Below are 12,741 nucleotides of genomic sequence, written 5' to 3'. Positions count from 1 at the left end.
GCTGACGTCTCGGGATGTGGACAGTCGGCGCTGGAGGCAACCTAACCCGGACCTCCTTCGTCAGTACGAGTGGATGGGGTGGCAGTCCGGGCGGGGACGCCACCCCATCCCTTGAACCTGCCGACGACATGCACCGGCGCATGAGCGTTGGTACTGGTAAGGCATCCGGCGGAACCTCTCAGGGGCAGGTTCCGCCGGAAATCTCCGTCAGAGCCGCGGCGACCCACCACGGTCGCCGCGGCTCTTCTGTGCCTACCCGTAGTTGCGCTCGATCGACTGCGACGGCGTCGGGCTCGGCTTGGTGTCCGCCACCCGCTGGTCGCTCGGGTGCGTACCGGGCTCGATCCCCTTCAACGTCCCGAGCAGTTCGAGCTCGGACAGCGTCACCCCGTCAGCACCCGCCGCCGGAGTCATCACCAACCGGTACTGCGTGTACGCCTTGGGCGCCGCGACACTGAAGGACCTGGTGTACGCCGGGAAGGCCCAGGTCTGACCGGTTCGCTTGTCCACCGTCGTCCACGTGGTCCCGTCGTTCGAACCCTCCAGGGTCCACGCCGACGGCGCCGTACCGGTGTTTCCGCTGGTCAACGTGTACATCGTGACCGGCCGGCCCTGCTGCAGTTGCACCGTCACCGTCGGGGTGGTCCCGGTCAGGGTGACCTGTTGCTTCGAGTCGTTGTCGACCAGGGCGGACACGTCCACCCCACCGGCCGCGGTGACCGCGCCCTCGTCCTCGGTCGAGTCGCGCCAGGTCTTCGGGTCCTCGCCCGGCGTGGTGATCGACGGCGGCGCGTCGTTCCGGCCGCTGCCCCACTGCGAAGGCTTGTCGGTCATCTCGAACTCGATCTTGCCGCCCTTGGCGATCAGGTCGTGCGGCAACGCGGTCGACGACCACTTCTTGCCGTTCACCTTCACACCCTTGACGTAGACGTTCTTCGCGCTGTTCTTCGGCGCGCTGACCACCAGCTTCTTGCCGCCCGGCAGGTTCACCGTCGCCTTGGTGAACAGCGGCGAGCCGATCGCGTACGTCGGCGAGCCCACCTGCAGCGGGTAGAACCCGAGCGCGCTGAACAGCCACCACGCGGACATCTCGCCGTTGTCCTCGTCACCCGGGTACCCCTGGCCGATCTCCGACCCGAGGTACAACCGGCTGAGCACCTCACGCACCGCCGACTGCGTCTTCGACGGCTGCCCGGCGAAGTTGTACATGTACGCGATGTGGTGCGACGGCTGGTTGCTGTGCCCGTACTGGCCCATCCGGACGTCACGTGCCTCGAGCATCTCGTGGATCGTGCCGCCGTACCCGCCGACGTGGGTCGCGTCCTCCGGCGTACTGAAGAACTCGTCCAGCTTCTTCGCCAGCCCGTCCCGGCCGCCGTACAAGGCGGCCAGTCCGGCCCCGTCCTGCGGCACCGAGAACGCCATGTTCCACGCGTTCGTCTCGGTGTAGTCGTGACCCCAGTCGCGCGGGTCGAAGGTGCTCGGAGAATTGCCCCAGACGCCGTCCGCGTCCTTGCCCTGGAAGAACCCGAGCGCCGGGTCGAACAGCGTGACGTAGTTCCGCGCCCGGTTCAGGTAGTAGTTGTAGTTGTCCAGGTACTCCTGCTTGCGCGGGTCGCTCTTCTTCGCGGCGTCGTACAGCGCCTTCGACATGTTCGCGATGCCGTAGTCGTTGATGTAACCGTCCATCGACCAGCTGAAGCCCTCGCCGGTGGTGTTCGCCGTGTAGCCGTTGAACCCCGACTGGTCCAGCCCCTTGCGGCCGACGTTCTCCGACGGAGGCCGGACAGCCGCGTTCTTCAGGGCCGCGTCGTACGTTGCCTGGACGTCGATGCCCTTGATCCCCTTCAAGTAGGCATCCGCGAACGCCACGTCGGAACTGGTGCCGACCATCAGGTTCGCGTAGCCCGGGGAGGACCACCGGGAGATCCAGCCGCCGTCCTTGTACTGCTGGACGAATCCGTTCACCAGGTCGTCCGCGGTGTCCTGCGAGAACAGCGAGTACGCCGGCCACACGGTCCGGTAGGTGTCCCAGAACCCGTTGTTCACGTACGTCTGACCGGCCACGATCTTCGAGCCGGTCGTGGTCGGGGTGTCTGTGCCGACCTTGGGCGACACCGGCGACGCGTAGCGGATCACCGGGTCCTTCTCGGTGCCGGTGTTCTCGGAGCCGTTGTTCGGGTAGAGGAACAGCCGGTACAGGTTCGAGTAGAGCGTGGTCAGCTGGTCCGCGGTCGCACCCTCGACCTCGATGGTGCGGAGCTTGTCGTCCCACAGTTTCTGCGCGGCCGACTTCACCTTGTCGAACTGGCTGTCCGCACCGAGCTCCAGTTCCAGGTTCTTCTTCGCCTGCTCGGTGCCGATCAGCGAGGTCGCGATCCGCAACTGGACCTGCTTCACCTCTGCGTCGAACATGAAGTAGCCGCCTACGTTCGCACCGCCACCGTTCGCCAGCTTGCCCGAGGCAACCACTTTCTGGTCGACCACGCCGTACACGAACAGCCGCCCGGCGCCGGTGGACAGGCCGCTCTTCACATCGCTGTACCCGGTCACCACACCGGTCGCCGGGTCGAGCGTCAGGCCGCCGTTGTTGTTGGCGTTGTCGAACACGAGCGACGCCTGGCCGGCCGGGAAGGAGAACCGCAGCATCGCCGCGTGATCCGTCGGGGCGAGCTCGACCGCGTTGCCGTTGTCGAAGGTGACGCCGTAGTAGTACGGCCGGGCGATCTCGTTGTCGTGGCTGAACGCCCAGGCCCGGGCCTTGCGGTCGGCGGTCGGCGTTGTGGCCGTCGACGGCATCACCTGGAACGTCTGCCGGTCACCCATCCACGGGCTCGGCTCATGGCTGATCGACAGCGCCTGGATGGTCGGCTTGTTCTGCTCGTTGTTGCCCTTGGCATAGTCGTACAGCCAGGACGTGGACCCGGCGTTCGTCACCGGCGTCCAGAAGTTGAAGCCGTGCGGGACCGCGGTCGCCGGGATGTTGTTGCCGCGGGAGAACCCGCCGGTCGCGTTCGTACCGCGGGTCGTCGGCACCAGGTCGGACGGGTGCTTGGCCGCCGTCTTCCGGGCGGTCTCGTCGGGGTCGGCGGCCTTCGTGATCCGCAGGTCGTCGATCCAGCCGCGGAAGTCGGCCGGCCCGGACGGCTTGTCGTAGCCGACCAGGATCCGCAGAGCCGTCTTGCCCGCGGCGACCTTGCCGAGATCGGCCTCGATGTTGTTCCACTGGTTCGTCGACAGGCCCTTCGCTTCACCCTGACCGCGCGGGCTGAGCCCGAACCCGTGGTGGTCCTTCGCCTTCAAGTTACTCAGGTACGTCCCGTCGGAGAAGGCGAGATCGACCGCGGCGTACGTGCTCGGGTAGGTCAGGTCGCCCTCGACATGCTCGGGGAAGATCTTGTACGACAGCCGGGTGTCCTTGCCGATCGTCAGGTCCACGTCGGCGATCTTGTTCCAGGTGTAGCCGCGGCCCTCGGTGGTCTGGTGGCCGGCGTACCGGAACGACTTCACGCCGGTGAACCCGACCCGGGCGCGGGCGTTGTAGGCGCTGGTCGGACCGGAGTCCAGCCGCGATTCGGCCGTCTCACCAGGAGGCGGCAGCGGTGCGCCGTTCGAGATGTACCAGTCGGCCAGCTGGACGATGCCGTCTCCGTGGTTCTGGGTGATGTCCAGCTTGAAGAACTTGTACGCCGTGTCGTTGCTGAACGAGTACTCCTTGGTCTGGAACCGGTTCTCGAAGTCCTCACCGGTTCGTGTGTCCAGCGTGGTCCAGGTGGTCCCGTCGTTCGAGCCCTGGATCGTCCAGTTCCGCGGATCCCGGCCGTCCGCGTCATTGGCCGAGGTCAGCGCGTACTTCCGGATCGTCACCGGTTGCGTGGTCTCGTAGACCAGCCAGCCGGTCGAGGCGAACACCAGCCACTTGGTGAACTTGTCCCCGTCGGCGGCGTTGGTCGCGATCTCGCCGGCGCCGCTGTTCTCGCCGTTGGCGATGACCTTGCTGACCTTGTCCATCTCGCTGCCACCGATACCGGTCGGCGTCGGGCCGCGGACGCCGTCGGCGCGAGGCTTGCCGTCCGGGCCGGTCTCGATCGTGTCGGTGTACCCGGGCTGCGGCTGGCCCGGCTCGAAGGAGGTGAAGAAGGTGCTCCCACTCACGACCGGCTGCGCTGATCGGGTCTGGGAGTCGGTGGGGACGGAGGCACTCGCTGACGTCATGGCAGTCATTGTCACAACAAGTCCGAGAGACGTGACGAGCCCCAGTGGGCGGCGGAGTTTCATCTACGCTCCTAGTCGGCAGGACAGTGCCCGGTTGACCGGATCCACGGCCCCCCGCACACCAGATGGTCACGCGGCCCCGATGACAAGGTTGTCAGCCCGCGTCCACGGCGCATCGTGCCCGCTGGTGTCACACCAGGTCAAGACCTCGTCGCACTCTGTTCGCAAGCTATCGCGTAGACCAGCGACCTCCCGGGTACTCCGTCCCGGCGCGCCGACGCATGGGTCAGAGCGGAGGCGTCTGCCGATCCGTCGCCGTGTGGGTCAGCGTTGTGGCGTCTGCTGGCCGGACTGCTTTGCCGGAGCGGGTGTCTGGGCCCGGCCCGGCCAAGGCGTCTTCGCGACGGCGTCCGCCAGCCGGGTAGCCACCGGACCGGGAACCCCGCCGAATGCCCGACGGGCCATGTCGTCCGCGCTGGTGTCCCGCGCCGGCGCGGCCAGCTCGCGGGCGGTGCCGCGCAGATCCCGCTTCGAGCCGTCGGTGTCGAACACGTGCACCTTGTACTCCGCGGCAAGCCGTTTGCAGAACTCGATCCCGCGGACCGAGTTGCCCCGCTCGTCCAGCTTCGGCGAGTACACGCAGACCGCCATCACCTCCGGCACCACCAGGATCACCGCACCCGAGACTCCGCTCTTCCCCGGTCGGCCGATCTCGCGGAAGAACTCGCCGGAGTAGTCGTACATCCCGCTGGTCGACATCTGCGACAACACGTTGCGGACGGCGTCCGGCCCGAACACCTGATCGCTGCCGAACGGGCTGCGCCCGCCGTTGGCCAGCGTGGCGGCGGCGGCTGCGAGCCCCGGCGAATCCACCTCGATCGAGCAGTTCTGGAAGTAGAACTCCGCGACCTCCCGGGGGTCGATCTCCCGCGGGATCGCGCCCTGCTTGCGCATCTCGCTGATGAGCGCGTAGTTGCGATCCCCGTCCGCCTTCTCGGACAGGTAGGTCGCGTTGTCGAACGTCGGCCGGGCCCCCATCCGGGCCCAGATCTTGTGCATGTGGTCGTACCGGTCGGCGAGCGGGAGATCGGGCCTGATCATCGCGGCCGAACCCATCGCACCCGAGTTGATCATCGGGTTGTGCGGCCTGCCTTCGCTGTCGAGCGCCAGCATGTTGAACTCGCCACCGTTCTGCTCCTGCCCGATCCGGCTGTGCACATATAGCGCGCCGTGTTCCTCCAAAGCAGCCGCATACATGAACGGCTTTGTCACCGACTGAGCGCAGAACCGGACGCCGTCATCGCCGATCGAGAACTGCTGCCCGTCGACGGTGCAGACCGCGAGCGCGAGGTGCTCCGGATCGGCCTCGGCCAGCTTGGGGATATAGCTGGCCACCTCGCCATCCCTGTTCTCGCGGACCTGCTCGAGCATCCGCGTCAGGTCGGTCTTCAGCGCCGAGAGGTCCCGGACCGCGAGCGATCCCTCCATGGAGCGCAGCACCACGCCGTCCCCGGCGTGCGCGATCGCGGTGAACTGATCGAAGGCGAGCGTCCTCGGCTGTTCGTCGAGGCGAAGCACACCCAACCCGGAGACGACCCGCGGGTCGTCGGGCATGATCCCGTTCTGGCCGAGGGCGGAGAGCAGCTTCCAGGCGTAGACGTTGCCCTCGGCATCTGGTTCGAGCGAGTCGAAAAGCCGGCGGTCCAGCGAGGTGTCCATGCTGCTTCCTTCCTCCGGGCGAAGTCAGCAAGCATTTCCCGCCGCTGTGGCGCAGCCGTATCGGCGCTGTTACAGCAGCATGTCAGCGCGTGGCGGCGACCAGCAACGTCGGGAGGACGGCGAGGAAGCGGTCGCGCTTGCCGCGGTCGGCCTGTTCGGCGAGCCACTCGTCGGCGTCCGTGCGGGTGATCAGGGCCTTCGTCACAGCAGCGGCCGCGGCGGACTCAAGTTGTCTCGCGAGCAGCGCGTGGTCCGTGACGATCTGGTTGTGGACGACGACTTCGGGGTTGTGGAAACCCGTGTCGAGAATCCAGTCGCGGAGGCTCCGGGCCGCCCGTGGGTTGACCGAGCGGGACTCGAGGCCGAGGAGGACCACATCGGTCAGGTCCTGGTCGCTGCTGTCGATCATCAGGAACCCGTAGTCCTGGCCGACGAGGACCGCCCGCCCGCCAGGGCGTAGTACGCGCTGTGCCTCGGTGATCGTCGGCAGGGGGTCGGCGAGCAGGTGGAACAAGCGGGCCGCGCGGTAACCGTCGACCGACTCGTCCTCCAGCGGTAGCTGGTCCGATGGGGCCACGTGGAAGACGGCGTCCGGCGTACGGGCCCGGGCTGTGGCGATGGCGTCGGTGTCGAGATCGACACCGATCGTCTTGATCTGGGCGCGGGTCAGCTCGGCGACGGCGTGCCCGGCTCCACAGGCCACGTCGACGCACGTGTCACCCGGCGCCAGGTCCAGCAACCGGTAGGACTCGGCCCGCAACGCCAACGCATCCGTGGTCTGCTCGATCCTGTCGAGGAAGGTCAGTTCAGCCATGACACCAACGCTGCAACTTCAGGTGCACCTGAAGTCAACTGTCACGTTTTCCCGCCGGGTTACGTCAGGCTGGGTGGCGGGACGGACCCGCCGGGGTACTCGGGACAAGGAGTGGGCTGGTGAAGTTCGCGAAGACGATCGTGTACGTCGAGGACGCGAAGGCGTCGGTGGAGTTCTTCGAGCAGGCCTTCGGTTTCAAGGGCACGTACCACGACCAGGGATACGCCGAGGTGGAGACCGGAGGCGAAACCAAGATCGCCTTCGCCAACTACGGCGTCGGCCAGGTCCACCTGCCGGAGAAGTACCAGACGGGCGGCTCGGAGCGGGTGAACGTCGAGCTGTCGCTGGTCAGCGAGGACGTCGAAGGTGACTTCCGCCGGGCGGTCGAGGCCGGTGCGGAACCGCTGCAGGAGCCGGAGAAGAAGCCGTGGGGACAGATTTCGTCGTTCCTCCGCCTCCCCGACGGCACCTTCATCGACCTCGCGTCGCCGGTCGCGTACTGACCGGGCGGTGAACCCTGCCGTGCTCAGGTGCGGCAGGGCACCCGCAGTACAGGTCAGTCCATCGACACCTTGTCGAAGGTTGTCGTGGTGTAGCGGACGTCCACGCCCACCTCGTCGCCCACTGCCGGCGGCGCCACCGAGGACGGCAGGAAGAGCATGCTCGCCTGCATGTGCGGCGGCTCGGCGAACCAGCGTTGCTTGCCCTCGATACTGAACGGCGACAACGCCATCCCGGCCGCGTCCAGGCTGCCCTTCGCCATCGCGATCGCGCGTTGCCGGACACTCGCGGCCGCTGTCGGAGCCTCCAGGCCGACGCCGTGGGCGGTGCCACCCGACACGACCAGGATGTGCCCGTCACCCTGCACCCGGCGCTGGCGATAACCGACCCGCTCGCCCCGGCGGACCGAGTGCACGTCGAGCACGGTGGCCCGGACGGTGAGTGCGCCCCGGTCGCCGAGCCACAGACCGGTGCCCATCCGGAGCTTCACGTTCTGGCCGATGTCGGCCAGCTTCTGCGCCGGGACGTGTGACACCCAGAGCGGACCCGGCCGGACCGACAGAGCGGCCTTGCCAAGCTCCTGCGCCTCCCGGACGTTGGCCGACGTACCGCCGGCACCCATCGGGAAGTGCAGGGACCAGCCCTCGAACCGGATCCGGTCCAGCGCGTTCAGCAGCATCGTGTGCCGCAGTTCGCGGGCACCGATCCCGTGCCGGCGCATCGACGTCATCACCTCGATCAGCACCCGGCTACCGGCCGGGATCGAGACCAGGTCGGCCAGCCGGCTGACCGTGTGGATGACGTTCTTGCCCTGCGGTATTTCGAGGAACGGCCGCCACGGCGAGAGCACCACGACATCGTCGCGATAGTCCTGCGGTACTTCGGTGTAGGTGCCGACCGCGACGGTCCGCGCGCCGAGTGCACGGGCCTCGGCCAGCAACCGGGTGTTCCCGAAGCCGTACCCGTTGCCCTTGGCGACCGGAATGATCTCGGGGTTCCAGGTGGACCGCAGATGGTCGCGCCATCGATCGGAGTCGACGTGCAGGATCAGGGGCATGGTGTCAACGCCGTCTCATGTAGAGGTCGAATGCGGTGTAGAGCGCCTTGTTCAACGGCAGATCCCACTCACCGACGTACTCGACGGCCTCGCCGCCGGTGCCGACCTTGAACTGGATCAACCCGACATGCGGGTCGTTCGGGTCCAAGGTGTCGGTGATGCCCCGTAGGTCGTACACGGACGCGCCCGCGGCGAGCGCGTCCGACATCATCCGCCACTGGATCGCGTTCGATCCACGGACGTCCCGTTTGGCCGTCGAGCTGGCCCCGTACGAGTACCAGCTGTGGCCGCCGACCCGGATCCAGATCGTCGAGGCGACCAGATCCCCTTCGTGGTAGGCGTTGTAGAGCCGGAAGTCGCAGCAGTCGGCCGGCTGGTTGGCGAGCGCGGCCTGCATCTTGACAAAGTACGGCAGCGGCCGCGGGGTGAAGTGGTCCCGCTCGGCCGTTTCGACGTACAGCTGGTGGAAGGCCTTCAGATCCTCCGGCGATCCCAGCGTGACCTCGACGCCGAGCTTCTCCGCCTTCTTGATGTTGCGCCGCCAGAGCTGGTTCATGCCCTTGAGCAGGTCGTCCGGGCTCCGGCCGGCCAGCGGCACCTGGAACACGTACTGCGGCTGGCCGGCGGCGAACCCCTCGCCGACCCGCGGCGCCTTCCAGCCGAGCGCGCGGAGCTGCGCGGTCACGGTCGCGCCGGACGGTTCGATCACGTCCGGGCGGACATCGCCGAGCTTGGGCTGCTGCCCGCCGGCGATCGCGTCCTTGATCGTTTTCGCGGACCACCGGCGGGTCGGCACCGGCGGTCCCATCCGGACTCCGAACGCGCCCTGCTCCTGGGTGTGCGCAGCCAGCGGGCGGAGGAAGCGGCCGAGATCGATAGCATCCCAGTCGATCACCGGACCTTCGGGCAGATAGGCGAGGTAGCGCTTGACCTTCGGCATCTGCCGGTAGAGCACCAGCGCGACCCCGACCAGCTCGGCCGGAGCGGCGGGGTCGAACCAGCCCAGTGACTCGGCCTTCCACTCGCTCTTCACCGCCGCCCAGCCAGGCGTCTGCAGGAAGCTCGCCGCCGGTTGCGCCGCCAGGTAGGCGGCGTGCTCCTCGGCCGAGATGGTCCGGATGCTCAAGTCACTCACGGTCGGTCAGGTTACCGGGCCGAAGCGCAGGACCGTAGTCGAGCAAGAGTTGCGCAGCCCGTACGACGCACCTCGGCCGCGCCTGGTCCTGACCGTACGACGTACCGTGGGCCGCGCCTGGTCATCAGTGCCGGAGGTGTTCGCGGGAGATCTCCCAGAGCCGGGTCGCGGCCTCCGGGTCGAGTGCGTGTTCGGCGACACCGGACTCACCGTGGACGACGTCGGTGGTCGCCTCGTTGCAGTCTTCGAAGTAGTGGCCGCCGATCCCGTCCAGCACCGGGGACGCCGCCAGCAGGACCGAGGTCGCCGCGCCTTGTTCGACGGTCTTCCACGGGAAGCTGTCGAAGATCTCCTTCAGTCCGGCGTCCCGGTCCGGATCCACGTGCCGCTGCAGCGCGGTCCGGATCCCGCCCGGCATCAAGGCATTGGCGGTGATCCCGTCCGGAGCCCACCGCTTGGTCGCCTCGATGGCGAAGAGCACGTTGGCCGTCTTCGACTGCCCGTACGCCGACCACGCGTCGTACGGGCGGTTCCGGAAGTGGATGTCGTCGAACACGACTGGCGACCAGTGATGCGCGGACGAGCTGACCGACACGATCCGGGCGTCGCCGGCGGCCGCGAGTGCGGGGTACAGGCCCAGGGTGAGGCCGAAGTGGCCGAGATGGTTGGTGGCGAACTGGTGCTCCCAGCCTTCGGGGGTGCGGTTGAGCGGCTCGGCCATCACGCCGGCGTTGTTCACAAGGATGTGGAGCGGGCCGTCCCAGGTCGCGGCGAATGCCCGCACCGAGTCGCGATCGGCGAGCTCGAGCGGTGCGACGAAGACGTGGTTGTTGCCGGTTGTCTCGATGATCCCGGCCGCGGTGCGCTCGCCCGCCGCGGTGTTGCGGACGGCGAGGGTGACCTCGGCGCCGGCCGAGGCGAGGGCGCGGGCGGTCTCGACGCCGATGCCGGACGAGCCGCCGGTGACGACGGCGCGGCGGCCGGTGAGGTCGACGCCGGCGATCACCTGGGCGGCGGTGGAGTCGTGGTCGAAGGGGGTGGTGATTCTGCTCATCAGGCTTGGTCCTGTTCTGCGAGCTAAGCTTTATCCGGAGGGGCCTCCGGTAAATCCAGTTAACTGGAGGGCCCTCCGGTTATCAAGTCCGCTAGGTTGCGGGATCGAGGTAGACAGTCAGAAAGGGAGAGATGACGGGGACCGGCGAGCGTCCGCTGCGCGCTGACGCCCAGCGCAACCGCGACCAGATCCTGGCCGCCGCGGCCCGGGCGTTCTCGAAATGCGGCCTGGAGGCGACGCTGGAGGGGATCGCGAAGGACGCCGGCGTCGGCATCGGCACGCTGTACCGGCACTTCCCGACCCGCGAGGCGCTGATCGAAGCCGCGTACCGCAACGAACTCGCGGCCGTCTGCGATGCCTCCCCAGAACTGCTCGCCACGATGCCGCCGGCCGACGCGCTGCGAGCCTGGATGGACCGCTTCGTCGACTACATGACCCGGAAGATGGGCATGGCCGACGCGCTCCGCGCCGTCATCGCCTCCGGCGCCAACCCGTACGCCCAGAGCTTCGAACTCCTGGTCGGCGCGATCAAGCCCCTTCTGGATGCAGGCGCCGCCGCCGGTGAAATCCGCCCGGACGTCTCCGCGGACGACGTCCTGGTCAGCGTCAGCGGCGTAGCCCTCGCCGCCGGCACCAAACGAGACCAGGCCGACCGCCTCCTGGACCTCCTGATGGACGGCCTCCGCTACCGCCGCTGAGCCCGGATGAGAAACCGGTGATCGTGTACGACGAACGGTCCCGACCGCCGAATCCGCTGATCCAGCTCGCGCAGCGCCGGCTCGTACGTCGTGACGTCGAAGTCGGGGATCTGCCAGGAGACGGCCCGGAGCTGAAAGATCAGCGCGCCGACATCGTGGAGGACGAATTCCGGCCATTCCTCGGTCGCCTCGATGATCTCGAAGCCATGCTCGCGGAGGGCGGTGACCGCGGTCGCGCAGTCGTAGTCCCCGGTGACTGGTGCTGCGCCGAGGGTGTCGTTGATCTCGGCGTCGTTCCGGTTGCCGACCTGCTGGGTGAGGAGTACGCCGTCCGGCCGGAGTACCCGAGCCAGCTCGGCGGGAGCGAGGCGGGCATGGCGGTTGAGGATCAGGTCGACCGCGTTGTCGTCCAGCGGCAGTGGGTCGCCCTGGTCGTGTCGTCGAACGTCGACCCCCAGCGGACTCAGGCGGTCGCGGGCGATCGGGAGGTTCGGCAGGTATCCCTCGGTGGCGATGGTCGCCTCGGGCAAGGGTGCGAATGAGGCGAGGAGTTCGCCGCCACCGGTGTCGACGTCCAGCACGCGAGTCGCCGTACCGAGCGCTTGGCGGGCGAGGTCCGCGTACGACCAGGACGGGTTGTGGCTGACCGCTCGGCCGTTCAGCCAGCTGAAGTCCCAGCCGGTGAAGTCGGCGGAGAGGGCTTCGTCGACGAGTTCGGCGTACGGACGCATGGTGGTCACGCTAAGGGGGCTCCGTGGCGTTGGCGAGCGGGTTTCTAGGGTGGGCGGATGCAGAAGGTGGCGTTGGTGACGGGGTCGGCGTCGGGGATCGGGGCGGCGACTGTGCGGCGGTTGGCGGGGGATGGGATGACCGTTGTCGTGCACTCGCGTTCGAGTCGGGACGTCGGGGTCGCGTTGGCCGAGGAGTTGGGTGGGAGCTATCTCCAGGCCGATCTCGCGGACGATGAGGAGGCCGCTGGGCTGGTTCCCCGGGTGCTTGCCGAGCACGGGCGGCTCGACGTACTGGTGAACAACGCCGGGTTGAGCTGGCCCGTGCCACATGCGGATCTCGATGCGCTTTCTGCTGCCGACTGGCGACGCCTGCTCGACGTGAACCTGATCGCGCCGTGGTTGCTCTGTACTGCGGCCGCGCCCGCGCTGCGTGAATCGGGCGGCTCGATCGTCAACGTGACCAGCCATGCGGGCGTCCGTCCGAAGGGGAGCTCGATCGCGTACGCCGCGAGCAAGGCCGCGCTCAACCACGTGACGAAGCTCCTGGCCGCCGCGCTCGGGCCGGACATCCGGGTCAACGCGGTCGCGCCCGGGCTGGTCGACACCCCGATGACGGCCGACTGGACCGCGGCTCAAGAGCTGTGGAAAACCAGCAGCCCGATGCGCCGCGCCGCCCAGCCCTCGGACGTCGCGGACCTGATCGCCGCCATCATCGGCAACCCCTACCTGACCGGCGAGGTCATCCTCCTGGACGGCGGCCTCAACCTCCGCTGACCACTGCCTGAGCCTCCGCTGACCACTGGCCGGAAGCTGCCGC

Annotated in this window: 10 protein-coding genes; 3 read left to right on the top strand and 7 right to left on the bottom strand. The window is 68.0% G+C overall.

From position 1 onward, the window contains the following. Positions 1–252: 252 nt before the first annotated feature. From EV643_RS02960 to EV643_RS02950, 3 genes are all read right to left on the bottom strand, one after another. Positions 253–4,215 carry a GH92 family glycosyl hydrolase gene (locus EV643_RS02960; protein WP_238165314.1) on the bottom strand — a complete coding sequence of 1,321 codons (3,963 nt, stop codon included), beginning with the start codon at positions 4,213–4,215 and terminating at the stop codon, positions 253–255. Between the two features lie 324 nt (positions 4,216–4,539). Further along, complete coding sequence (glsA, locus tag EV643_RS02955) at positions 4,540–5,934, bottom strand: glutaminase A (RefSeq protein WP_133798349.1); 1,395 nt, start codon at positions 5,932–5,934, stop codon at positions 4,540–4,542. A gap of 82 nt (positions 5,935–6,016) precedes the next feature. Continuing rightward, positions 6,017–6,748, bottom strand: coding sequence for a methyltransferase domain-containing protein (locus tag EV643_RS02950; protein WP_133798348.1), 732 nt, complete (start codon positions 6,746–6,748; stop codon positions 6,017–6,019). A 119-nt stretch (positions 6,749–6,867) separates the two neighbouring features. Between EV643_RS02950 and EV643_RS02945 the strand changes: the two genes are divergently transcribed. After that, positions 6,868–7,251 carry a VOC family protein gene (locus EV643_RS02945; RefSeq protein WP_166665290.1) on the top strand — a complete coding sequence of 128 codons (384 nt, stop codon included), beginning with the start codon at positions 6,868–6,870 and terminating at the stop codon, positions 7,249–7,251. 53 nt (positions 7,252–7,304) lie between these two features. Here EV643_RS02945 and EV643_RS02940 read toward each other — a convergent pair whose 3' ends face one another. The 3 genes from EV643_RS02940 to EV643_RS02930 all read right to left on the bottom strand — a co-directional run bounded on the left by EV643_RS02940 (position 7,305) and on the right by EV643_RS02930 (position 10,495). Further along, positions 7,305–8,306, bottom strand: coding sequence for an alanine racemase (locus tag EV643_RS02940; RefSeq protein ID WP_133798346.1), 1,002 nt, complete (start codon positions 8,304–8,306; stop codon positions 7,305–7,307). A 4-nt stretch (positions 8,307–8,310) separates the two neighbouring features. Next, entirely contained in the window at positions 8,311–9,441 is a 1,131-nt protein-coding gene (locus tag EV643_RS02935; RefSeq protein ID WP_133798345.1) for a lipid II:glycine glycyltransferase FemX, read from the bottom strand. Positions 9,442–9,565: 124 nt separating this feature from the next. Further along, a complete protein-coding gene (locus EV643_RS02930) occupies positions 9,566–10,495 on the bottom strand; it encodes an SDR family NAD(P)-dependent oxidoreductase (protein ID WP_133798344.1) in 930 nt (309 codons plus the stop codon). A gap of 131 nt (positions 10,496–10,626) precedes the next feature. On the opposite strand from EV643_RS02930, the gene EV643_RS02925 reads away from it, so the two are divergent. Next, a complete protein-coding gene (locus EV643_RS02925; RefSeq protein WP_133798343.1) occupies positions 10,627–11,193 on the top strand; it encodes a TetR/AcrR family transcriptional regulator in 567 nt (188 codons plus the stop codon). Here EV643_RS02925 and EV643_RS02920 read toward each other — a convergent pair. Further along, the gene (locus tag EV643_RS02920; protein ID WP_133798342.1) at positions 11,181–11,933 is read right to left on the bottom strand and encodes a class I SAM-dependent methyltransferase; all 753 of its coding nucleotides are present in this window, start codon (positions 11,931–11,933) and stop codon (positions 11,181–11,183) included. The genes EV643_RS02925 and EV643_RS02920 overlap by 13 nt on opposite strands. Positions 11,934–11,981: 48 nt before the next feature. Here EV643_RS02920 and EV643_RS02915 point away from each other — a divergent pair, with 48 nt between their 5' ends. Continuing rightward, the gene (locus EV643_RS02915) at positions 11,982–12,698 is read left to right on the top strand and encodes an SDR family NAD(P)-dependent oxidoreductase (protein ID WP_133798341.1); all 717 of its coding nucleotides are present in this window, start codon (positions 11,982–11,984) and stop codon (positions 12,696–12,698) included. Positions 12,699–12,741 lie beyond the last annotated feature (43 nt).

The organism is Kribbella caucasensis (assembly GCF_004361855.1).
Taxonomy (GTDB): Bacteria; Actinomycetota; Actinomycetes; order Propionibacteriales; family Kribbellaceae; genus Kribbella; species Kribbella caucasensis.
This window is presented reverse-complemented; position numbering and strand designations above follow the sequence as displayed.

What these genes read in the sequence shown, in the direction of transcription:
- EV643_RS02950 (WP_133798348.1), bottom strand. Translation starts at nt 6,748, where the DNA reads ATGGCTGAACTGACCTTCCTCGACAGGATCGAGCAGACCACGGATGCG.
- EV643_RS02925 (WP_133798343.1), top strand. Translation starts at nt 10,627, where the DNA reads ATGACGGGGACCGGCGAGCGTCCGCTGCGCGCTGACGCCCAGCGCAAC.
- EV643_RS02915 (WP_133798341.1), top strand. Translation starts at nt 11,982, where the DNA reads ATGCAGAAGGTGGCGTTGGTGACGGGGTCGGCGTCGGGGATCGGGGCG.
- EV643_RS02960 (WP_238165314.1), bottom strand. Translation starts at nt 4,215, where the DNA reads ATGACGTCAGCGAGTGCCTCCGTCCCCACCGACTCCCAGACCCGATCA.
- EV643_RS02930 (WP_133798344.1), bottom strand. Translation starts at nt 10,495, where the DNA reads ATGAGCAGAATCACCACCCCCTTCGACCACGACTCCACCGCCGCCCAG.
- EV643_RS02940 (WP_133798346.1), bottom strand. Translation starts at nt 8,306, where the DNA reads ATGCCCCTGATCCTGCACGTCGACTCCGATCGATGGCGCGACCATCTG.
- glsA (WP_133798349.1), bottom strand. Translation starts at nt 5,934, where the DNA reads ATGGACACCTCGCTGGACCGCCGGCTTTTCGACTCGCTCGAACCAGAT.